20 protein-coding genes and 1 riboswitch are annotated in these 20594 nt (G+C 64.7%); of the genes, 11 read left to right on the forward strand and 9 right to left on the reverse strand.

What is annotated here, in order from left to right:
* The first annotated feature begins 34 nt into the window (after window positions 1–34).
* The 3 genes from AC1ZV1_RS03440 to AC1ZV1_RS03450 all read left to right on the forward strand — a co-directional run bounded on the left by AC1ZV1_RS03440 (window position 35) and on the right by AC1ZV1_RS03450 (window position 3628).
* Window positions 35–484 carry a hypothetical protein gene (locus AC1ZV1_RS03440; protein WP_484295507.1) on the forward strand — a complete coding sequence of 150 codons (450 nt, stop codon included), beginning with the start codon at window positions 35–37 and terminating at the stop codon, window positions 482–484.
* The gene (locus AC1ZV1_RS03445; RefSeq protein ID WP_484295508.1) at window positions 481–3072 is read left to right on the forward strand and encodes a hypothetical protein; all 2592 of its coding nucleotides are present in this window, start codon (window positions 481–483) and stop codon (window positions 3070–3072) included. Before AC1ZV1_RS03440 ends, AC1ZV1_RS03445 begins: the two co-directional genes overlap by 4 nt.
* A gap of 367 nt (window positions 3073–3439) precedes the next feature.
* Window positions 3440–3628 carry a hypothetical protein gene (locus AC1ZV1_RS03450; protein WP_484295509.1) on the forward strand — a complete coding sequence of 63 codons (189 nt, stop codon included), beginning with the start codon at window positions 3440–3442 and terminating at the stop codon, window positions 3626–3628.
* 84 nt (window positions 3629–3712) lie between these two features.
* Here the strand turns inward: AC1ZV1_RS03450 and AC1ZV1_RS03455 are convergent, their stop codons facing one another.
* The 7 genes from AC1ZV1_RS03455 to cobG form a co-directional block, all read right to left on the reverse strand.
* Window positions 3713–6157, reverse strand: a complete 2445-nt coding sequence (locus AC1ZV1_RS03455; protein ID WP_484295510.1) for a TonB-dependent siderophore receptor — start codon at window positions 6155–6157, stop codon at window positions 3713–3715.
* A 147-nt stretch (window positions 6158–6304) separates the two neighbouring features.
* Complete coding sequence (locus tag AC1ZV1_RS03460) at window positions 6305–7279, reverse strand: FecR domain-containing protein (protein ID WP_484295511.1); 975 nt, start codon at window positions 7277–7279, stop codon at window positions 6305–6307.
* Window positions 7276–7773, reverse strand: coding sequence for a sigma-70 family RNA polymerase sigma factor (locus tag AC1ZV1_RS03465; protein WP_484295512.1), 498 nt, complete (start codon window positions 7771–7773; stop codon window positions 7276–7278). Before AC1ZV1_RS03465 ends, AC1ZV1_RS03460 begins: the two co-directional genes overlap by 4 nt.
* Window positions 7774–7920: 147 nt before the next feature.
* A complete protein-coding gene (cobJ, locus tag AC1ZV1_RS03470; RefSeq protein WP_484295513.1) occupies window positions 7921–9570 on the reverse strand; it encodes a precorrin-3B C(17)-methyltransferase in 1650 nt (549 codons plus the stop codon).
* Window positions 9570–10310, reverse strand: coding sequence for a precorrin-2 C(20)-methyltransferase (locus AC1ZV1_RS03475; RefSeq protein WP_484295514.1), 741 nt, complete (start codon window positions 10308–10310; stop codon window positions 9570–9572). Before AC1ZV1_RS03475 ends, cobJ begins: the two co-directional genes overlap by 1 nt.
* Window positions 10310–10936 carry a precorrin-8X methylmutase gene (locus AC1ZV1_RS03480; RefSeq protein WP_484295515.1) on the reverse strand — a complete coding sequence of 209 codons (627 nt, stop codon included), beginning with the start codon at window positions 10934–10936 and terminating at the stop codon, window positions 10310–10312. The genes AC1ZV1_RS03475 and AC1ZV1_RS03480 overlap by 1 nt, the downstream gene beginning before the upstream one ends.
* A complete protein-coding gene (cobG, locus tag AC1ZV1_RS03485) occupies window positions 10929–12284 on the reverse strand; it encodes a precorrin-3B synthase (protein WP_484295516.1) in 1356 nt (451 codons plus the stop codon). The genes AC1ZV1_RS03480 and cobG overlap by 8 nt, the downstream gene beginning before the upstream one ends.
* 78 nt (window positions 12285–12362) lie before the next feature.
* A riboswitch (cobalamin riboswitch) is annotated at window positions 12363–12603 on the reverse strand.
* 67 nt (window positions 12604–12670) lie between these two features.
* Between cobG and cbiE the strand changes: the two genes are divergently transcribed.
* From cbiE to AC1ZV1_RS03505, 4 genes are all read left to right on the forward strand, one after another.
* Window positions 12671–13882 carry a precorrin-6y C5,15-methyltransferase (decarboxylating) subunit CbiE gene (gene cbiE, locus AC1ZV1_RS03490; protein ID WP_484295517.1) on the forward strand — a complete coding sequence of 404 codons (1212 nt, stop codon included), beginning with the start codon at window positions 12671–12673 and terminating at the stop codon, window positions 13880–13882.
* Window positions 13883–13897: 15 nt separating this feature from the next.
* Entirely contained in the window at window positions 13898–14995 is a 1098-nt protein-coding gene (locus AC1ZV1_RS03495; protein ID WP_484295518.1) for a cobalt-precorrin-5B (C(1))-methyltransferase, read from the forward strand.
* A complete protein-coding gene (locus AC1ZV1_RS03500; RefSeq protein ID WP_484295519.1) occupies window positions 14992–15720 on the forward strand; it encodes a cobalt-precorrin-6A reductase in 729 nt (242 codons plus the stop codon). The genes AC1ZV1_RS03495 and AC1ZV1_RS03500 overlap by 4 nt, the downstream gene beginning before the upstream one ends.
* Before the next feature lie 135 nt (window positions 15721–15855).
* The gene (locus AC1ZV1_RS03505) at window positions 15856–16479 is read left to right on the forward strand and encodes a glutathione S-transferase family protein (RefSeq protein WP_484295520.1); all 624 of its coding nucleotides are present in this window, start codon (window positions 15856–15858) and stop codon (window positions 16477–16479) included.
* A gap of 27 nt (window positions 16480–16506) precedes the next feature.
* On the opposite strand, the gene AC1ZV1_RS03510 is transcribed toward AC1ZV1_RS03505, so the two are convergent.
* Together AC1ZV1_RS03510 and AC1ZV1_RS03515 are read right to left on the reverse strand one after the other, a co-directional pair.
* On the reverse strand, window positions 16507–17196 hold the full coding sequence (locus AC1ZV1_RS03510; protein ID WP_484297494.1) for a vWA domain-containing protein: 690 nt from the start codon (window positions 17194–17196) through the stop codon (window positions 16507–16509).
* The gene (locus AC1ZV1_RS03515) at window positions 17178–18185 is read right to left on the reverse strand and encodes a magnesium chelatase ATPase subunit I (RefSeq protein WP_484295521.1); all 1008 of its coding nucleotides are present in this window, start codon (window positions 18183–18185) and stop codon (window positions 17178–17180) included. Before AC1ZV1_RS03515 ends, AC1ZV1_RS03510 begins: the two co-directional genes overlap by 19 nt.
* Before the next feature lie 143 nt (window positions 18186–18328).
* Here AC1ZV1_RS03515 and AC1ZV1_RS03520 point away from each other — a divergent pair, with 143 nt between their 5' ends.
* The 4 genes from AC1ZV1_RS03520 (at window position 18329) to AC1ZV1_RS03535 (ending at window position 20540) form a co-directional block, all read left to right on the forward strand.
* On the forward strand, window positions 18329–18463 hold the full coding sequence (locus AC1ZV1_RS03520; protein WP_256205205.1) for a hypothetical protein: 135 nt from the start codon (window positions 18329–18331) through the stop codon (window positions 18461–18463).
* Between the two features lie 300 nt (window positions 18464–18763).
* The gene (locus AC1ZV1_RS03525) at window positions 18764–19861 is read left to right on the forward strand and encodes a 3-deoxy-7-phosphoheptulonate synthase (protein ID WP_484295522.1); all 1098 of its coding nucleotides are present in this window, start codon (window positions 18764–18766) and stop codon (window positions 19859–19861) included.
* Window positions 19862–19919: 58 nt separating this feature from the next.
* On the forward strand, window positions 19920–20300 hold the full coding sequence (locus AC1ZV1_RS03530; RefSeq protein ID WP_484295523.1) for a hypothetical protein: 381 nt from the start codon (window positions 19920–19922) through the stop codon (window positions 20298–20300).
* Window positions 20301–20327: 27 nt separating this feature from the next.
* Complete coding sequence (locus AC1ZV1_RS03535; RefSeq protein WP_484295524.1) at window positions 20328–20540, forward strand: hypothetical protein; 213 nt, start codon at window positions 20328–20330, stop codon at window positions 20538–20540.
* Window positions 20541–20594 lie beyond the last annotated feature (54 nt).

A 20594-nucleotide genomic window follows, 5' to 3' on the forward strand; every position in this document is an offset into this window, starting at 1 on the left:
TCGAAAAACGACTGTAGGCCGGGGGGCTAAAAGGATGGGATTTACTTATAACAGGGCAGCTTTTCGCGCGCCAATCTCGGCTCCTGGTGCACCGTGTCCGGCACTTTTAGGGGCGTATGTCAGTTTGGTTGCGATTGAAATTTTTCTGAAGGAACACTTGCTGCAGTACGTTCGTAAAGTTCCGGCTACGCACGATGTACCAAAAATGCTGAAAACATTGGCTACGCATGTCAACGTTAAATACTCAGGTGCGTTTTCAAGTATGGCGACGCAACTTGCTACTCGCTTGGCAAATCTGTGGTGCGCCGCAAAAGATGGAAGCCCCTGTGCAGTGCCTAGCGCGAACTATCCTTATATGAGGTATGTACGTCATAGTAGTGATTGGGGTTTTTCAGCTTCCAGTGATTCAGATCTGAACGGCGTTCTTGCAGTCTCAAATCAAATAATTTATACAATATTCAAGGCGACGGGGGAGAAGGTATGACGATTATTGAGTTTCTCCGCGCCTGTAGAGATAATTATGCTCGGGTTGAAGTTAGTTATGCTCATCCGACATTATACGTAATAGTGATTGATGAGGCTTTCAGTAAAGTATCTAGTGATGCTAGGCGCGAAGCGCTTATAGCTGCCGTAGACACAACCGATGCAGAGCTCACGCGCCTCGAAAACTCATCAGGTATCTCTGTTGAGCTTGTTTGCGCGGATGAGTTAGAGACCGAACTGTTTTTTCTTGAGGGACGTGAAAAGGATACTCATTGGCTTCCAATGATGGACTCCAAGATGCGGGATACACTTCAAACGCCCCCCGCTGAGTTGGTCAATGCTTTGCATTTTTATGGTTTTAAAGGTGGGCAGGCGCGCTCCACTGTCTTAGGCCTGTTTGCGAAATTCCTAGCAGCAGAAGGCTATAAGGTTCTCGTTGTCGATGTCGACGTAGAAGCACCTTCCCTGGACTTGCTCTTTGAGGCTGCTGCATTCGATGTTGGTTCTACTCTGATGGGGCTCTGCGGCTGGAGTGACAGCTTCAGCGCTATTGCGGCATTTGCTGCACATGGTACAGATGGTCGTGTGGATGTTGTGCCATGTAGGCCAAGGTCGGAGAACTTCGACATGGACTTTGCGGCGTTTACTGTGCGTGCGTCTTTAGATATTTCTATCATTCGAGATGGAATCGCAAAGCTTAAACAACATGTGAGTCAAATGCCGGAGCATGAGCGGTATGACATTGTGCTTTTCGACCACCGTACCGGAATTGCTCCATCGGTGCTTCCGGCTATTCGCGAGTGGCGTGGTCCTACCGTAGTCTTTGTCCGTCCAGATGGGCTGTCTGTCCAAGCGGAAAGTGCATTTGCATCGCTTTTCTCACAGAATCCTGACAATCCTGGGGCATATGTCGCTTTCACTCTCGACTTTGATGCAGGAAAAACTGCTGCGCGCGATATTGAGTCAGAGCCCGTTCAGCGGCTACTCCAGACTCTTTCGGAGGCTATCGCCAAGGGTGCTGAACCTGAAGTTGATGATGCTCTTGTGCCAGCTGACGCCCTCGATAAATATTGGATATCATGGTATGCAGACCGTGCCCTGCTAACCAGCGTTTCACCACCGGTTGAAGATCTCATCAAGGCGAATATTAATTCGCTTAGGCAGCTTCGAGATGTGCTGGGTATTTATAAGGCGTCAGCTGCAATAGCTGAAGTGGTGACAATTCCTACTTCGATTAGGTCGCCAAGCGGTGCAGTCGACCAAGGATGGTTCATTGAGACCCCCGAGATTGCGCGATTGTTTCTCCCGAACTCGCCCATCAGTTATGTCACAGGGCGGAAGGGTACTGGGAAGACCCGCGTGCACAAAGAGTTGGTAGAGCGCGGATTAGCTGAACCGATGTTTTCGGCTGCCGATTTTAATAAAGGCGGTCTACTAAGCGCTAGTACAAAGCTGGAAATGCTCCTTGATGCATGTGGCGGTGATTTCAAAAAGTTCTGGTGGGCGTTGCTTGGCATAAGTCTTACAAGTCAGCCAGGTGCGGGCCAAGACGATTGGGATGCACTGGTTGACTCATGGTGCGATCTTGCTGAGCCCGAAAGAAATGAGCGTGCGAGTTCTTACTATGTGGCCAAAACGTTCCAGGGCTCTAGTCGTCGAACCTTCTTGGTTGATGGTGTGGAGACCTCAGTCGCCTCTTCAAAATTGTCTCAATTTGTAGAGGAGTTGTTGCGATTCATGCTGACTATTCAGTCGGATTCGAAGCTTTCTGCTATTGTCTCTGTTCGGCTTTTTATTCGTACAGACCTGCTTCAGGCGTCTACTCAAAATATTGAGCAGCAAACCAGCAATCGTAAGCTTGACTTGCGCTGGGATAGTGACGGTATTTTCAATTTCGTGCTTGCGCGAATTGAGCAGTCCGACTGGTTTAATGAATATTTCTCTGCAGCATGCGCGCAAATTGGCGAGAGGTTGAGTGACATTAAAGCCGGGCGTCTAAGGAAGGAAGAGTACGAGCCTCTTCTGCTTTCGATTTTTCCGCAGAAACTACGTCGCAACAATATTCAGACAATCACCTTTCTCGAAACATACTTTTCTGATGCCGGAGGCGAGAGCAAGTCAGGAGCTTCGTTTTATCCGCGTCTATTTGAGCAGTTTGTCTCGGAGATTGAATCGATATCGCAAAATCGCGCAGATCGAGGCGAACCGTTCATTGAGGACCATCGCCTTGTGCACACTGTAGTGCTAGAGGCTCATGCAGAGGCGGCACAGTCCTTTACGGACGGTGTCACGCAGGAGTTGAGCGTTTCTCTCGACTTAGACGATGACTCACATCGGAATACGCAGCTCGTAAGAGAGCTGATGAGCGCGTTCGAGGGGCTTCCAACTCCCTTCAGGTTTGAATCGACCGCAGAAAAAGTTGCATCGATACTGAAGGGCTCTCTCGACGCGAGCAAGGTTCGTGGAGCTATGCAGCGGATGCGCGATGTTGGAATCTTTGAAAATCACCCAAAACGCTTCGGCGAGTGGCGTGCTGGGCGTCTCTACAAGGCGGCTCTTCGTATGAAGTTCGGTAAAGGAACTGCTTAATAGGATGGTGAGGGACTGTTGCTCCCCTGCTCCCCTGCTACCCACAAAAAGGGGCTATTAAGCCTCTTTTTGCTCAATTTGAGTGGTATAGGATATCTATCAGCAGTTTTTCTGTTGGTGTATGTATGATGTGCTCGTTTTTCTTGATCTTAGATTCCTAACAACACTTTTTAGTGGGTATAACCGTTCTAAGCCGAACGGATCGTCACCAAGAGCGCAGCCTTCGAGCTGCGCTTTTGCGTTTCTGGGACGCTCGTTTGGGCGAATGTTCGTAACAGTCTTTCTCGAAAGCCGCTATTTAATTAGCTAGCTAATTAAATGATTCTGGAATTGCCTTGATGTACGGCAAAACCGGAGAAGAGAAGACATGAGCATTACAGTGACCGAGCGTGAAGACGACCACAAATCCCGCGAGTTTCGCGCCTTGGGTGGGCGTTGCTGGGATGTGCATCAGGAAGGCCAGTTGGTCGGCATCTTCCACACCGAAGGCGAGGCGCAGGCCTACCGCATTTCTCTGGAGCTGGAGGCGCGTTATCGCCACGCGGCGGAGTTCTAGAGCACGAAAGCCCCGTGGCGACGGCCGCGCCACGGGGCCGCTTTTGCAAGCTCGCTCCTACAAAAAGCGCAATCCGGCTAGCGATCAGAACTGGTAATTCACCGTCGCGGTGACGTTGCGCTTCTCGCCGAAGTAGCAGAAGTCCAGGCTGTAGCAGGAGGCCACGTAGTCCTTGTCCAGCAGGTTGTTGGCGTTGAGGCTGACGTCCAGGCCCTTCAGGCCGACGCGGGACAGGTCGTAGCCGATGTGCGCGTCCACCAGGGTGTAGTCCGGTACGCGCAGGGTGTTTTCCTTGTCCGCCCAGGTCTCGCCGACATAGCGGGCGCCGCCACCGAGGGTTAGGCCGTCCAGCGGGCCGGCGTTGAAGCCGTAGTCGGCCCACAGCGAGGCCATGTGTTTGGGCGCCTGGTTCGGGGTGTGGCCCTGGTTGCCGTCCAGCGACTTGGTGTAGGTGATGTCGGTGTAGGTGTAGCTGCCGAGCACCTTGAAGTTGTCGGTGACCTGGGTGTGGGCTTCCAGCTCGAAGCCCTGGGAGCGCACCTCACCCACGGAGGTGTAGAAGTTGTCCTGTGGCTCCTTCGACGCGACGTTCTCCTGGGTGATGTGGAAGATCGACGCGGTGTACAGGCTGCGGCTGTCCTCGGGCTGGAACTTCAGGCCGGCCTCCCACTGCTTGCCCTCGGTCGGCTCCAGCGGCGTGCCGGACTGGTCGGAATAGGCATTGGGGTTGAACGACTCGGAGTAACTGATGTACGGCGCAATGCCGTTGTCGAACAGGTACAGCGCGCCGATGCGTCCGGTGAATTTCTTCCAGTCGTCGTCGGCCTTGCTGCCGGTGCTGCGGTTCTTGTCCTCGACGGTTACCCAGTCCTCGCGCATGCCGAGGGAGAAGCGCCAGTGCTCGATGTCAATCAGGTCCTGCAGGTAGACGCCGGTCTGTTCCAGGCGCCGGGTGTGGTTGTCGTCCGGGTAGTAGCTGATGGCGTCGTTGCCGTAGTGCGCATCGAATGCGTCCAGCGGTTGCGCCGAGCCGGAGCGCCAGTCCACGGTGGTGCGGCGGCGCTGGTAGTCCAGACCCATCAGCAGAGTGTGTTTGGCCGCGCCGGTACTGAACTCGGCCTGTGCCATGTTATCCACGATGTACGCCTGCAGGTGCTCACTGGCGCCGGAGAAGTAGCGGTTCAGGGTGTTCTCGTCCGGCGCGGTCCAACCGTAGGCGTAGACCTGCGAGAGATCCACGTCCGAGTCCAGGTAGCGGAAGTTCTGCCGCGCGCTCCACACGTCGTCGAAGCGGTGTTCCAGCTGGTAGCCGAACATGCGCTGTGTGCGGTCGAAATCATCCTTGCTCGGCTCGCCGTCGAAGAACTCTCGGGAGATCTTCTGGCCGTTGTGATGGAACAGTGCACCGTCTGCCGGTACACCACCGTGGTAGCCGCCGTTCGGGTCGTGCTGCAGGTAGCCCTGCAAGGTCAGTGTGGTGTCGTCGGTGAAATCGATGGCCAGCGTCGGGGCGATGGCATAGCGCTCCTCCTTGACGTGGTCGAACTGGGTATCCGAACCCTTGCCCAGGCCGACCAGGCGATAGGCGATGCGCTTCTCCTCATCCAGCGGGCCGCTGAAGTCGAAGCCCATTTCCCTCTGGCCCATATTGCCGACGGTGCCGGTGATCTGGTGGTAGTCCTCGTACAGCGGCTTCTTGCTGGTCAGCGCCACCAGGCCGCCCGGCAGGCTGCGGCCGTAGAGCACCGAGGACGGGCCCTTGAGTACGTCGATGCGCTCGAGGAAGTACGGGTCGATCTGCATCGAGCTGAAGGTGCCGCTGTCGCCCATGGCCTTCAGGCCGTCGAGGTAGATGTTGTCCACGCTGTTGTCGGCGAAGCCGCGCATGACGATGTAGTCGTAGCGGTTCGAGGCGCCGACCTGGCCGGTGAAGATGCCGGGGGTATAGCGGATCGCCTGCTGGACGGTCTTGGAGGCGGTGTCGTCGATCTGCTCGCGGGTGATCACCGAGACGCTCTGGCTGGTTTCCAGCAGGGACTTGGAGGTCTTGGTGGCGATCTGGCTGTGGGTCGCCAGGTAGCCGTCTTCCTCGCCCAGCGCATTGCCGAGGGCGAACACGTCGCTGGACGGCATGGCCATCACGTCGGTCGGCGCGGCCGGGCGCAGCACGTAGTTGCCGTCGCCCTGGTCCAGCGCTTCCAACGGCGTGTTCACCAGCAGACGCGACAGGCCCTGGTCCACCGAGTAGGTGCCGTTCAGCCCGGCCGAGTTCAGGCCGCGGGTTTGCTCCGGAGTGGCCGACAGGGTAATCCCCGCCTCGCGGGCGAAGCTGTTCAGTACGTCGGCCAGGGGCCCGGCCGGGATTGCATAGGCGCGGCTGCTGGTGATGGCCGCGGCGTCGGCGGCGAAGGCGCTCAGCGGCAGGCTGGCTCCCAGGCTGGCGCACAACAGCGCACCGCGCACGGCATGGGTAAGCCGGCTGGCGCGGGGAAGGGCGGAGGAGGGCAACGGGACGTGGACGGCTCGCATGAGGGGCTTCCGTGGACAAGGGAAATGATCGGGTTATTCCTCCTTGCCGGCCGAGGCGGCAAAACCCGACAAAAATAATTCTCGTTTGCGAGGAAATGTTATCTGGCGAGGATCTGGCGCGTGGCTCAATCAGGAGCCCCTTCCCGCTCAACTCCGAGCGCTGACCCTCACCCACCAGTCCGTGCGTTTCTCCACCCGCACCGGCAAGGTCTGTGGCAGCAGGGCCAGCAGCTTGTCGGTATCGTCCAGCCGGAACACGCCGGAGAGGCGCAGGTCGGCCACGCTGGCGTCGCAGTGCAGGTGGCCGTGGCGATAGCGGCCGATCTCGGCGAGGAAGTCCGCCAGGCGCATGTCGCGGGTGACGATCAGGCCGTCGGCCCAGGCGGCACTGTCCATGTTGCTGCGCTCGACCAGCAGTGCGCTGTCGCCGTTGATCTCGAAGGTCTGCCCGGCTTCGGCAATGGCGGTGGTCCGGCCGCGAACGCGCGGGGCGATGGCGATCGAACCGTCCTCGACGCTCAGGCGCGTGGAACGCTCGTCCTGGCGCAACACGAATCGAGTACCCAGGGCTTCGAACAGGCCGTCGCGGTTGCTTACCCGCAAGGGACGTGTGGTGTCCTTGGCGGAGCTGACGAGGATTTCGCCGCGTTCCAGTACCAGCAGGCGCTGGCGCGGATCGAAGCGCACGTTCACAGCGCTGTCGGTGTTCAGTTGCAGCAGGCTGCCATCGGCGAGGGTGATGCGTTGGCGCTCGCCCGTGGCGGTGCTGTAGTCGGCCATCCAGCGCTGCCAGGGCGCATTTTCACGGGCCAGCCACAACGCGGAGACGCCGACGGCGAAGGTCGAGAGCAGCTTGAGCGCCTGGCGACGCTGCAGGCGCTGGCTGGTGTTCTCCAGCGTTTCCAGCGCCACGCGGGCGCCGGGGACGGCCTGGTAGCCGGCGGCCAGTTCGCGGTTCAGCGCCTGCACCCGCAGCCAGGCGGTTTCGTGTTCGGGGTTGGCCTGGCGCCAGTGCTCGCAGGCGCTGAGCACTTCAGGGTCGGCAGTGCCACTCAGGCGCAGGGTCCACTGGATGGCCTGTTTCACCACACGCGGATCGGGTGTGACGCCGGTGGCGTTCACTCGGCGTACCGCAGCTGATAGCAGTGGAAGAGCGCCTCGGCGATGTAGCGTTCCACTGAACGTACCGACACGCCGAGCTCCTCGGCAATCTGTGCGTGGGGCATGCCTTCGCATTGCGCCAGCAGGAAGGCGTTGCGCACCTTCGGCTTGAGACCGTCGAGCAGGCAGGCGATGTTTTCCAGCAACTGCAGGATGGTGTGCCGGTCTTCCGCCGACGGTACCTGGGCTTCGGGCAGGTGGGCGATGGCGTCGAGGTAGGCGCGTTCCAGTTCCTCTCGCCGCCAGTGATCGATCACCAGGCCGCGGGCGACGGTGCGCAGGAAGGCGCGCGGGGCACGCAGCTCGACGCGCTCGGGCCTGAGCAGCACACGCAGGAAGGTGTCCTGGGCCAGATCGGCGGCATCGGCGGCGTTATCCAGCCGGCCGCGAAGCCAGTTGTGCAGCCAGCCGTGATGATCGCTGTAGAGCGACTGGACGTCGGAAGTGGAGGACATGGGCGCGCAGAATGCTGCAAATGATAATTTATCGCATTTTCAACAAGGCGATAGCCATTTGCAAGATGTGTCTGAAGCGACGGTGTTTCCTGTAGGAGCGGGCCATGCCCGCGAGCGCGCCTTTGGGGACGTTCCTACAGGATTGCTTCAGCGATACCAGCGCGGCGTGTAGACCCAGTCGCCGCCGCCGGCACGGGGGAAGCGCCGGGTCAGGGACGAACCGACGATCACCAGGGTGCGCATGTCGACCATCTCCGGCACCAGCTCGCCGAGGGTGACGACACGCAGCGCCTCGGCCGGGCGACCGATGTCGCGGCCGAGCACCACCAGCGTCTGCGGCGAGCGGTGGCGGCGGACAATCTCCAGCGCGCGCCCCAGCTGCCAGGGGCGGGCCTTGGAGATCGGGTTGTAGAAGGCCATGGCCAGGTCGGCAGCGCCGGCATGGTCCAGGCGCTTCTCGATGGTCTCCCAAGGCTTGAGGTTGTCCGACAGGGAGATCAGACAGAAGTCGTGCCCCAGCGGCGCGCCGGCCTTGGCAGCAGCGGCGAGCGCGGCGGAAACCCCCGGCAGCACCTCCAGCTCCACGCCTTGCCAGTGCGGGTCGCTGCTCTCGTGCAGGGCTTCCATTACCGCGGCGGCCATGGCGAATACGCCAGGATCGCCGGAGGAAATCACCACCACGCGGCGGCCGCTGGCAGCCAGTTCGAAGGCGTGGCGGGCGCGCTGCATTTCCTCGCGGTTGTCGGTGCAGTGACGCACCTGGTCGTCGCGCAGCGGCTCGGCCATCTGCACGTAGGTCTCGTAGCCGAGCAGGTCCTGGGCTTCGTCCAGCGCGCGGCGCACGGCGGGGATCATGAAGTCGCTGGCGCCGGGGCCCAGGCCGATCACGCTGAGCCGACCGCGCGGCTGGCCAATGCCTTCGGCCTCGAGCGGCGTGGCGGCGCGGTGCAGGTGGAAGGAGTCGCCCTGCAGCACGGCTGCCGGCAACTCGTCATCGTTGTGGATAAACCGCAGTGGCACGTTCAGCTCGCGGGCGGTCTGGGCCAGCGCCGGATCGGCCATGCGGCAGCGTGGGGCGACCAGGGCCGCCAGCGCTGCTTCGGCCAGCCCGGCCTGTGCCAGGCCCTGGCGGATGCGCTCGGGCAGTTGCGAGTCCACTAGCGTGACGTGGGCGAGGACGATGCGCGGGTGGAGGCGCAGCTCGTTCTGTGCGATGCCCTCGGCACGCGCATCGATGCGCAGGGTGTGCGCGGCGTCGTCGGCCAGCGGCAGGTCCAGATCGTCCAGCCAGGGCGCCTCGCCTTCGATGCGCAGGGTGTCGCCGCCCAGCAGGTCGGAAACGAAGCGCTTGCCCTGTTCGAGGTCGGCCAGTGCGTAGCCAGGCGGCGGGTCGAGCAGACAGGCGCCGAAGCGCAGCTCGCCGCTGGTGGTGATGGCGGGCGCTACCTCCAGTGTGGCGGCGATGTCGCGGGCCATGCGGTTCACCCCGGCCAGCCCGCCGAGCAGCGGCACCACGGCACTGCCATCTTCGGCGACGGCCAGCACCGGCGGCTCCGCGCCTTTTTCTGTCAGCAGTGCAGCGAGGGTGCGGATGACGATACCGGCTGCGCACAGGGCAATGATCGGGGTGTCGTCGCGGTAGAGCTGGCGCAGGGTATCGCCGAAGTTCGCGTAGGACTCATCGGCGCCCTCGACGCGGTCCTTCAGGCCCAGCACGCGTGCCTGTGGATAAATGCCCTGCAGGCGTCGCGCGGTGGCCAGCGCGCCCTGGCCGAGTATGACGATGGCAGCGCGCATCAGCCGTTCCACCGCTGGCCGGGGATGACGATCATCGAGAAGTACGGCGAGGCCATCGGGTCGACGTCGTCCAGCGCGACGATGCGCTGTTCGCGCATGGTCGCGCGCTCGACGTAGTGGGCGCCGCCGTCACGGCCCAGCTCGCGCAGCACGCGGCGAACCTTGTCGAAGTTGCGGCCGAGCTTCATCACCACTGCCGCATCGGCGTCGGCCAGGCGGCGCTTGAGTTCGTCTTCAGGCAACACGCCGGACAGCACCGACAGGCTCTGGTTGCGGTACACCAGCGGTACGCCGAGCACCGCCGCACTCCCGAGCATCGAGCAGACGCCGGGTACGACTTCGGTGTCATACCGGTCCGAAAGGCGGTCATGCAGGTACATGTAGGAGCCGTAGAAGAACGGGTCGCCCTCGCAGATCACCGCCACGTCGCGGCCGGCATCCAGGTGCATCGCCACCTGCTCGGCGGCCGTGTCGTAGAAGTCGCTGATCACGCCTTCGTAGGTCAGCGGCGGCTCCAGCTTCTCGGTGGTGACCGGGTAGACCAGCGGCAGACGCTGCTGCTCGTCGAGCAGGTGCTGCTCGATGATGGCAAAGGCGTTGCCACCCTGGCCGGCGTGGTGCTTGGCCTTGGCCACGAAGTAGCCGATGACCGGGGACGCGCGCAGCAGGCGCAGGGCCTTGAGGGTCAGCAGTTCCGGGTCGCCCGGGCCGACGCCCAGGCCGATGAGGCGGCCGGTCATCACTCCACCTCCGTGGCCAGGGCGTTCACCGCCGCGGCGGCCATCGCGCTGCCGCCACGACGGCCGCGGACGATCACGTAGGGCACGCCGCGGCTGTCGGCGGCGAGGGCTTCCTTGGACTCCATGGCGCCGACGAAGCCCACCGGGAAGCCGAGGATCAGTGCCGGTTTCGGTGCACCGGCATCGAGCATTTCCAGCAGGTAGAAGAGGGCGGTCGGCGCGTTGCCGATCACCACCACGCTGCCTTCCAGGTGTTCGCGCCAGTGCTCCAGCGCCACCGCCGAGCGGGTGTTACCCAGCTCGCGGGCGAGCGCCGGGACGTCCGGGTCGTTGAGGGTACAGATCACCTCGTTGTGCGCCGGCAGGCGGGCGCGGGTGATGCCCTCGGCGACCATCCGTGCGTCGCAGAGGATCGGTGCGCCGGCGGCCAGTGCGGCGCGGCCGATGGCTCCGGCGCCCTCGGAGAAGCGCAGGTCCTGCACGACGTCGACCATCCCGCAGGCGTGGATCACCCGCACGGCGAGTTTCTCGAGGTCGGCAGGGATGCCGGACAGGTCGGCTTCGGCGCGGATGGTGGCGAAGGATTGGCGGTAGATCGCCTGGCCGTCGCGAATGTAATCAAGCATCAGTGGAGGCTCCGGGGGCGGCCAGCAGATCGCCGGCGGCCTCGAGGGAAAGGTTGCGCGCCAGCGGCAGGCCGAAGCCGGCCACGCCATCGGCGCGACGGAACAGGTCGTAGCGGCCGTCGGCGACGGCCAGCAGGGTGTGGGGAGCGACGTGGGCGGCGGCGCAGGAGCGCGGGCAGCCACACAGGTGTACGCCGGCAGGCGGCGCGTGGCGCAGGCGTTCGGCCAGGCGCAGGGCGTCGGCCTTGGTGTCGGCCAGCCCGCGCGCGCAACCGCTGGAGCCGCTGCAGGCGACGAGGCGCGACAGCGGCTGGGCCGCATCGATCAGCAGGCCGAGGTTGGCCAGGGCGCCGAGCGCGACGGCGGCGTCGGCCTGCGCCACGTCAGGGAGAATCAGGCTCTGCCAGGGCGTCAGGCGCAGCTGCCCGCCACTGAAGCGCTCGGCGAGATCGGCCAGGCCGAACAGCGTGGTGCTGTCGAGTCGCCCGAGGACGAATCCCGCACCGACCATGGCGCGCTCCGGCTGGCGCTGGGGCGCAATCCCGAGATGGCCGAACGCCTGCGGTGCAGGACGTCGCCAGTTATCCACAGCCAGCCCGAGTTGCAGTTGGAAGGGCAGGCGTTGCTGCAGCCGTTCCAGCAGCACGTCGTCACGCAGCATCTCGCGCAAGTGGCGCATGCGCGTCTGGCCATCGCCGGCGAGATCGAGGAACAGGTGCAGCAGGCTTTCCACCAGCAGCGGCACCTGCTCGGCGGTTACGGCGCCAAGGGCGGAACGATCGCCCTCGCGTTGCGGTGGACAGCCAGCCAGGCCGAAGGCGAACAGCGGTGCCGCGTCGTCGGACATGGCGGACAGCCAGAGATCGTTGGGGTGGTCCAGCATCGCCAATGCCTCCCCCGCGTCCAGCTGGATGCCGAACTTGGGTGACAGGCCATGGAAGCGCGGGGTGCTTTCCAGCAGGTCGAGCAGTTGATGGGCCAGCGGGCTCGCGTCGAGGGCGGTGCAAGCATCCAGGCCCAGCGCGGGGCTGACCAGCAGGTTGCGCACATCGTCCGACGCCAGTTCCCGCGGGCCGAGGCCGGCGGCCAGCAGTTCGCGGCTCAGCGAATTCTCGGTCCCGGCATGCACGCCACGAATCTGCAGGTTGGCGCGGTTGGTCGCTTCCAGCACACTGTCGGCATGCCGCTCGGCGGCCAGGGCGATGGCGCGCGCGGCGCTGGCGTCGAGTTGCCCACAGGGCAGCTTGATACGGCAGATGCCGCCATCGCGGGAGGCCACGATGCGCAGCAGGCCGGGGCAGGCATGCGGACGGACGGGCAAAGCGGAAGTGTCGTGCACTGAGGTCACCAGGGCTGGGTCGCGGTGACCTGCGAATCCCCCAAAAGGGACTTCACGACACCGATACACCCCGCTCGATGTCTGCACACGCGACTGGTTTCGTCGGCAGGTCTCCTGGCTGGCAGGTCCTCATCCGGCGCGGCCTTCCCGGTTACCCAGTGGCCTGACCGGCGACACGGAACGCTGTTCTCGTATCGCCGCATTGCGCGGACTCGCTGCTTACAGTTGCGGGGGCAGCCACGGCTTAACCGTGTTCCCTCTTCGGCTCTGGGAAACCTCACCGCGAAAGGCGAAGCGTCCTACGAGCACCGACGAAGCGGGTATTATGCCTGCTTTGCCCGAAGGCAGGAAAAGCCTGCCCGTCGGATCGATCGTCGCACCCTCGAGGAATTTTCATGACGCCCTGGCTGACCATCGTCGGCATCGGCGAGGACGGCTATGCCGGCCTCGGCAAGGCTGCACGTCGCGCCCTGCTTGCCGCCAGCGACGTGATTGGCGCGCCACGCCAGCTGGAGTTGCTGCCGCATTGCCTGGGCGCTCGCCGCCAGGCCTGGCCAAGCCCGTTCAGCCTGGAGCCGGTGCTGCGCCGGCGCGGCGAGCCGACCTGCGTGCTGGCCAGTGGCGACCCGATGTTGTTCGGCGTCGGTGCGAGCCTGGCTCGTCAGATTCCGTCCGAGGAAATGCGCGTGCTTTGCGCGCCGTCCTCCGCCTCCCTGGCGGCGGCGCGGATGGGCTGGGCGTTGCAGGACTGCACGTTGCTGTCGCTGGTGGCGCGCCCATTGGCCGCACTGCATGCGCAGATCCACGACGGCGTGAAGCTGCTGATCCTCAGTAGTGACGGCGATAGCCCGGCGGCTATCGCTGCGCTGCTGCGCGAACGGGGGTTCGCCGCGAGCCGCCTCAGCGTGCTGGAGCACCTGGGCGGCGAGGCGGAGCGCCGCATCGACGGGCTGGCCAGCGACTGGTCGCTGGGCGAGGCCGCTGCGCTGAACCTGGTGGCGGTGCACTGCGTGGCTGGCGCGGATGCCGTTCGCCTGCCCCTGACCATCGGCCTGCCAGACGACGCCTACCGCCATGACGGCCAACTGACCAAGCGCGATGTCCGGGCCGTGACCCTGGCGCGGCTGGCGCCCAAGCCCGGCGAGCTGCTCTGGGACGTCGGCGCCGGCTGCGGCTCCATCGGGATCGAGTGGATGCGCGCGCATCCGAGCTGCCGCACGCTGGCCATCGAAGCCAACGACGGTCGCCAGGCACATATCCGCTTCAACCGCGACGCCCTCGGCGTGCCGGCGCTGCAACTGGTCTGCGGCGCCGCGCCGGAGGCACTGCACGGGCTGGAGCGCCCCGATGCAATCTTCATCGGCGGCGGCGTGACCCTGCCCGGCGTGTTCGAGCAGTGCTGGGAGCAACTCAAGCCCGGCGGCCGGCTGGTGGCCAACGCCGTCACCTTGCAAAGCGAGTCCATGCTACTGAGCTGGCGTGCCCGCGTTGGTGGCGAGCTGACCCGCCTGTCGGTGTCCCAGGCCCAGCCGCTGGGCGGCTTCGACACCTGGCGCGCGGCGTTGCCGATCACGCTGCTGGACGTGCGCAAGCCCTTGGTCGACTGACGATGCGTGACGCCCATGCGTGAAGAAACGCCCGAAGAGCCCCGCCCGCTGCGCAGCGGCTATACCACCGGCAGCTGCGCCACGGCTACCAGTCTGGCGGCGGCGCGCCTGCTGCTGACCGGTGACGCGCTGGACGCCGCGCAGATCGCCTTGCCGAAGGAGCGCAGCGCGACCCTGCGCCTGGAGTTCTGCAGGCTGACCGCCGGTGGTGCCGAAGCGGGCACGCTGAAGGATGCCGGCGACGATCCGGACGTCACCCACGGTGCGCTGGTCTTCGCGCGCGTCGCCTTGAGCGATGAGCCGGGCGTGCGTTTTTACGCTGGAGAGGGTGTCGGCACCGTCACCAAACCGGGGCTGGTGCTCGCGGTGGGCGAGCCGGCGATCAACCCGATACCGCGGCAGATGATGCGCGACAACCTCGCCACCCTGACCGCCGAGTGCGGTTATGCCGGCGGCTTCGACGTCACTATCCATGTCGAGGGCGGTGCCGAGCTGGCGCTGAAGACCATGAACCCGCGCCTGGGCATTCTCGGCGGGCTGTCGATCCTCGGCACCACCGGCATCGTCCGGCCGTTCTCCTGCTCGGCCTACATCGCCTCGATCCAGCAAGGCATCGACGTCGCCCGCGCCAACGGCTTCCGCCATCTCGCCGCCTGCACGGGCAACGCCAGCGAGGATGCCATGCGCCGTCGCTACGGTTTCGATGACACGGCGCTGATCGAGATGGGCGACTTTGTCGGCGCCGCGCTCAAGCACCTGCGCAAGGTGCCGGTGGAGCGCTTCAGTATCTGCGGTGGCTTCGGCAAGATCAGCAAGCTCGCCGCCGGCCACATGGATCTGCACAGCCGCCACTCCAGCATCGACCTGTCGCAACTGGCCGAGTGGGCGGCGGACATCGGCGCGTCATCTGACCTGCAACAGCGCATGCGCGACGCCAACACCAGCCAGCAGGCGCTGGCGCTGTGCCGCGCGGAGGGCATTGCCCTGGGCGATGCGGTGTGCGCCCGCGCACTCGCCTTCGCCCGGCGCATCGTGCCGGCCACGGTGCAGCTGGACGTCTTCGCCATCGACCGCCAGGGCAACCTGGTGGGCGAGGCGCTGGAGGTGCGATGAAACGGGTTCTTCTGCTGGGCGGCATCGGCGAGGCGCTGGCGATCGCGCGCCGCCTGGGGCCGCAACACCTGTACAGCCTGGCCGGTCTGGGCAAGGTGCCGGACGACCTCGCCTGCGAAGTACGCGTGGGGGGATACGGTGGCGCGGAAGGCCTTGCGGCCTTCATCGGTGAACGCGGTTTTGACCTGCTGCTTGACGCCACTCATCCCTACGCCGCGCAGATCAGCGCCAACGCCGCCCGTGCCGCGCAATTGGCTGGCGTGCCCTGCTGGGCACTGCGTCGTCCTGGCTGGCGGGCAGGCACCGATGACGACTGGCGCGAGGTGGCCAACTGGCCAGCGTTGATCGAAGCGCTGGAGGACTTTCGTTGTCCGCTGTTCACGATGGGCCGTGAGCCCTTGGAGCACCTCGACGAAATACCCGCTCATCAACACTGGACCGTGCGATGCCTGCAGAGCCTGCCCGGCAACGCGCGCGCGGAGGTTCTCGGCGCGCGCGGACCGTTCACCCTGGAGGGCGAGCGCGAGCTGTTCACTCGCCTGGGCACGGATGTGCTGGTCAGCAAGAACAGCGGCAGCCAGGCCACCGAGCCGAAGCTGCAGGTCGCCCGCGAACGGGGTGTGCCGGTACTGATCCTGGGGCGGCCGGCATTGCCAGCGGTGGACCGGGAGTTCGACGGCGTCGAGTCACTCTGGCAGGCGCTGGCGCCCCTCGCAGCCGATTGACGGAACGCCCGGCGCGGCAGGTGTTCACACCGTCACAACGATTCGCGGGCACGCTTGCGATTGCGTCAAGACCGCGCTTCTCCGCCGCCCCGCCAGCCTCTATGCTGGGTCCCGGTTTTCACAGGGAGTGACACCATGTTGCGAATACTCGGCCGTGCTTCATCGATCAATGTGCGCAAGGTGCTCTGGACCTGCGCCGAACTGAATCTGCCCTACGAGCGGGAAGACTGGGGCACCGGCTTCCGCTCCACCGCTTCGGCGGAGTTCATCGCACTCAACCCCAATGCCATGGTGCCGGTCCTCGTCGACGGCGACTTCGTGCTCTGGGAATCCAATGCCATCTGCAGCTACCTCGCCACCCAGTATCCGCAGGGCGAATTGCTGCCCGGCGCGCCGCGCGAGCGGGCGCTGGTGGAGCAGTGGATGGGCTGGCAGGCCACCGAATTGAACAACGCCTGGCGCTATGTGTTCATGGCCCGCGTGCGCAACAGCCCGAGCCATACCGACGCGTCCGCCATTGCCCTGAGCGAGGCGCAGTGGAACCATTGCATGGCCCTGCTGGACCGCCAGCTGGATCGCACCGGCGCGTTCGTCAGCGGCGCCTGCTTCAGCCTCGCCGATGTCGTCCTCGGCCTGTCGGTGAACCGCTGGCACCTGACGCCCATGCAGCGCCCGGAGCTGCCGGCCGTGGCGGCCTACTACGAGCGCCTGAGCGAGCGGCCCGGGTTTCTGCTGCACGGGCGCAATGGAGAGCCTTGATCGAGTTCGTGTCGTGCGGCGGTGAAATCAGCGACCGGTGATGGCCACATCGCTGACTGGCCGATACTCGGCGTCGAGTTCATCCGCCAGCTTCCTGGCCCGTCCCAGCCGGATCGCACCGCCTTCGATATCCACCAGCAGCGTCGGGCAGTTCAGCGGCTGCAGCGCTGGCCAGTCGCGCAGGCGGCCGTCGGTCAGCACCAGCAGGCGCTGGCGTTCCCCCGGCTTCTGCCGCTGGCGCTTGCCCAACCAGTCACGGGCCAGTTCCAGCGCTTCGATCAGCGGAGTGCCGCCGCCGGCGCCGAGTTGCTCCAGCCAGTCCTGCAGTTGGCTTGAGGCTTTCTGGCCCTGCCACAACCAACGCGGTTGCGCGCCGGTGGCGTGCAGCACGGCGAGACGCGCACGTTGGCGATAGGCCTGTTCGAAGGTGTCGGCCAGCAGCCCCTTGGCCTGGGTGAGGGCGCCATGGCGGCGGGTGCTGGCGGACGCGTCGACGATCACCAGCCAGAGTTCGCCGGGCTTGCGACTGCGAGCGAGCAGCGCCAGGTCGGCACGGCGTTGCGGGCGACCCTTGCGCAGGGTGGTGGGCCAGTCGATACGGCCATGCGTGCCCTGTTGACGGGCGCCGCTGCGGCCGCCGGCGAACTGGCCGGGTCGGGGGTTGGCATCCGCGCCCGGGGCCTGGCGCGGGCGGATGCTCAGGGCTTTTTTGGCCAGCCCGTCAGTTGCCGGCGCTCGCCCATGGCGACGCTCTGGCCGGGCAGTTCGCCCCACTGGCCTTCGCCGTTGGACGCGTTGGAGGGCGCCTGCGGCTGGCTGGAGGACGACTGCGGCGGTGTGGTTGATTGCGGCGGTGCATGACGACGGCGGTGGGCGAGGGCGAAGTGCTCGACCGCATCGATGTCCTCCGCCTCGATGGTGTGGGCGCCGCGCCAGGCGGCGTGGGCGCGGGCTGCGCGCAGCCAGACGAGGTCGGCGCGCAGGCCGTCGACGCAGGCTTCATGGCAGCGCTCGGCGATGGTGTCCAGCGCAGCATCGTCCAGGGCAATGGCGGCCAGTTGCTGCCGTGCGTCAGTGCAGCGGTGTTGCAGGGCCCGCTGTGCGGCCTGCCATTGCGCGAGGAACGCTTGCGGATCGGCATCGAAGGCCAGCCGGCGACGGACGATCTCGGCACGCTCGCTCGGTGCGGGCGTTCCTTCCAGCTGCACTTTCAGGCCGAAGCGATCCAGCAGTTGCGGGCGCAGCTCGCCTTCCTCGGGGTTCATGGTGCCGATCAGCACGAAGCGCGCCGGGTGGCTGTGCGACAGACCATCGCGCTCGATCAGGTTGACTCCGCTGGCAGCGACGTCGAGCAGCAGGTCGACGAGGTGGTCGGGCAACAGGTTCACTTCATCCACATAGAGCACGCCGCCATGGGCATGGGCCAGCACGCCGGGGGAGAACTGCGCGCGGCCTTCGCCCAGCGCCGCGTCCAGGTCGAGGGTGCCGACGATGCGCTCCTCGCTCGCGCCCAGTGGCAGGGTGACGAAGCGTCCGCCGTCCAGCAGGTCGGCCACGCCGCGCGCCAGGGTGGATTTGGCCATGCCGCGCGGCCCTTCGATCAGCACGCCGCCGATGGCGGGGTCGATAGCTGCCAGGCACAGGGCCAGCTTCAGCTCATCGGCGCCGACAACGGCTGCCAGTGGGAAATGGGGAAGGGCGCTCATGGGGATTTCCTGCGGAGTTCGTCCGTGCATGGTAGCGAACCGGGTGCAGGAGGTGCGACCAATGTCCATCGGAACGATAGATTCAAGTCATTGATCGGCGCTCCGCGATGCAGTAACTTGGCTCCACTTCCACGGAGAACATCATGCCGTCCAGCCTGTCCATCCAGTCCCTCGCCCGTCTCGGAGCCATCGGCTCCGTGGTCGCTCGTGCGCAGGTCCTGGCCGCTGCTGCCGGCTATTTCTTCTATGGGTATTGGTTTAGCCAAAGGCGCGCCTGATACCCCACAGGCGCCCTAGCAAGCAGGGTCGCCAACCAGACAGATTCATGAAACCCCGGTCGGCAACCCGACCGGGGTTTTTGTTTTTCCGGCCCACAAGGCCTGACGCATTGAAACGAGCCAAACGCTCAGACAGAGGATCGAGACATGACTACCTACACCACTGATTACCGCTATTACCGCAACTCCGACTGGCGATTTAGCAGCGCGCTGCGTGCCACCCAACGAGCCTTGCCACGAACACTTAGATAGAGCGCCGAGCGCGGAACGACCACCGCGCCGGCCAAGGATGCCAGTCAGATGAATGCCACCACCTCCACCCTGATCCGTCCCGAACACGCAGCCACCGCCGAAGTCCTCGACCTGCCGCTGCCCTCCGCTCGCCGCCGCGAACAACCGCTGCCGAGCCCCGCCGAACTGCGTCAGCGCCTGCCGCTGTCCGCCGCCATGGCCCACCGCGTCCGCGAAGGCCGCGAGGCGATCCGCGCCGTCCTCGATGGCCGTGATCCGCGCCTGCTGGTGGTGATCGGCCCCTGCTCGCTGCACGACCCTGTCGCCGCCCTCGAATACGCCGACCGCCTTGCCGAGCTCGCACCGCAGGTGAGCGACCAGCTGCTGCTGGTGATGCGTGCCTACGTCGAGAAACCGCGTACCACCATCGGCTGGAAAGGCCTGGTCTACGACCCGCAGTTGGACGGCACTGGCGACATGGCTGGCGGCCTGGAGCTGTCGCGCCGGCTGATGCTGGGCATGCTCGAACGCGGCTTGCCGATTGCCACCGAACTGCTGCAACCGCTGGTGGCCGGTTACTTCGACGACCTGCTGGGCTGGGCCGCCATCGGCGCGCGCACCAGTGAATCCCAGGTGCACCGCGAGATGGTCAGCGGTCTCGACCTGCCGGTGGGATTCAAGAACGGCACCGACGGCAGCATCGGCATCGCCACTGACGCCATGCGCTCGGCAGCGCATCCGCACCAGCACTTCGGCATCGATGCGCAGGGGCGGCCGTCGCTGGTGCAGACCCAGGGCAACCCGGATACCCATCTGGTCCTGCGCGGCGGTCACGCCGGCCCGAACTTCGACGCAGCCAGCGTGCAGCAGATTCGCCAGGGACTGGAGAAGCTCGGCCTCGACCCGAGCATCATGGTGGACTGCAGCCACGCCAACAGCGGCAAGGACCCGCTGCGCCAGCCGGCAGTGCTGGACAGTGTCATCGACCAGCGTGTGGCCGGCGATGCTTCGCTGCGTGGCGTGATGTTGGAGAGTCATCTGTTCGACGGCTGCCAGCCGCTGTCCGGCGAGCTGCGCTACGGTGTCTCGATCACCGACGGCTGCCTGGGCTGGAGCGGCACCGAGGCGCTGCTGCTGAACGCGGCGCAGCGGCTGCGCCGGAGCTGAGGCTGATTTCCCCTGTAGGATATGATCTGCTCCGGGAGTTAGCAGGGATGCCAATGTGATGAGCAACAGAAAAGTCCTGGTGCGTACGGCGTTCATGGGATATGCCAGCCTGATCTTCGCGTTACCGTTGATGCTGGCCGCCACCGCGAAGTTCGCTTCTGGTGAGCTGGCAGCAGGCATTTCGCTCGCCGGGCTGGGAGCGCCGCTTATGTTGGTGACGTTTCTTTGCCTGCTCCGTCGGAGCAAGCCTTTCCTCGACGTATTGTCCCGGCCCCTGTGCCGCGGCCTTTATCTGGCCAGCTTTGCGTTGGCCGCTACGCTGTTCTGGCTGACGGAAGGCTGGTCCTATGCCCTACCGTCGTTATTGAGTGCTTATCTGTTTCTCTTCAGAGAGGAATGGATGTATCGATGGTTTTTGCGCTGGGGGCCGACTTTCTGATCGACTCGATGCTGGGAGCGCTGCGGAATGTGGGACGTGCTGGACGCCTTGCTTGAACCCTTGTACGGCCCTGCGCTGTATGCCGTGGGCTGGCCGATCGTGAAGGTGCTGACGCTGGGGCGTTATCCGCGGCCGGGGCTGTCCCGCTCCTACTGCATGGAAGCGCAGTGGGTGCGGGGAGCGGGAGTGACTCTGCTAGTCCTGCTGGGCGCGTCGGCGCTGGGCCTGTTCTCGGGCTGACCTGTCGACGGATTGGTGGGTATCGCTCCACGCCATCCTGCGAGAGCGTCCGAT

It is taken from the genome of Pseudomonas sp. BB438, assembly GCF_057180225.1.

Bases quoted from the DNA above. Each gene is read 5' to 3' on its own strand.
- AC1ZV1_RS03445 (WP_484295508.1), top strand. From the start codon at position 481: ATGACGATTATTGAGTTTCTCCGCGCCTGTAGAGATAATTATGCTCGG.
- cbiE (WP_484295517.1), top strand. From the start codon at position 12,671: ATGACGCCCTGGCTGACCATCGTCGGCATCGGCGAGGACGGCTATGCC.
- AC1ZV1_RS03440 (WP_484295507.1), top strand. From the start codon at position 35: ATGGGATTTACTTATAACAGGGCAGCTTTTCGCGCGCCAATCTCGGCT.
- AC1ZV1_RS03465 (WP_484295512.1), bottom strand. From the start codon at position 7,773: ATGTCCTCCACTTCCGACGTCCAGTCGCTCTACAGCGATCATCACGGC.
- AC1ZV1_RS03520 (WP_256205205.1), top strand. From the start codon at position 18,329: ATGCCGTCCAGCCTGTCCATCCAGTCCCTCGCCCGTCTCGGAGCCATC.
- AC1ZV1_RS03505 (WP_484295520.1), top strand. From the start codon at position 15,856: ATGTTGCGAATACTCGGCCGTGCTTCATCGATCAATGTGCGCAAGGTG.
- cobJ (WP_484295513.1), bottom strand. From the start codon at position 9,570: ATGCGCGCTGCCATCGTCATACTCGGCCAGGGCGCGCTGGCCACCGCG.
- AC1ZV1_RS03525 (WP_484295522.1), top strand. From the start codon at position 18,764: ATGAATGCCACCACCTCCACCCTGATCCGTCCCGAACACGCAGCCACC.
- AC1ZV1_RS03495 (WP_484295518.1), top strand. From the start codon at position 13,898: ATGCGTGAAGAAACGCCCGAAGAGCCCCGCCCGCTGCGCAGCGGCTAT.
- AC1ZV1_RS03450 (WP_484295509.1), top strand. From the start codon at position 3,440: ATGAGCATTACAGTGACCGAGCGTGAAGACGACCACAAATCCCGCGAG.
- AC1ZV1_RS03455 (WP_484295510.1), bottom strand. From the start codon at position 6,157: ATGCGAGCCGTCCACGTCCCGTTGCCCTCCTCCGCCCTTCCCCGCGCC.
- AC1ZV1_RS03515 (WP_484295521.1), bottom strand. From the start codon at position 18,185: ATGAGCGCCCTTCCCCATTTCCCACTGGCAGCCGTTGTCGGCGCCGAT.
- AC1ZV1_RS03500 (WP_484295519.1), top strand. From the start codon at position 14,992: ATGAAACGGGTTCTTCTGCTGGGCGGCATCGGCGAGGCGCTGGCGATC.
- AC1ZV1_RS03530 (WP_484295523.1), top strand. From the start codon at position 19,920: ATGAGCAACAGAAAAGTCCTGGTGCGTACGGCGTTCATGGGATATGCC.
- AC1ZV1_RS03535 (WP_484295524.1), top strand. From the start codon at position 20,328: ATGTGGGACGTGCTGGACGCCTTGCTTGAACCCTTGTACGGCCCTGCG.
- AC1ZV1_RS03475 (WP_484295514.1), bottom strand. From the start codon at position 10,310: ATGACCGGCCGCCTCATCGGCCTGGGCGTCGGCCCGGGCGACCCGGAA.
- AC1ZV1_RS03480 (WP_484295515.1), bottom strand. From the start codon at position 10,936: ATGCTTGATTACATTCGCGACGGCCAGGCGATCTACCGCCAATCCTTC.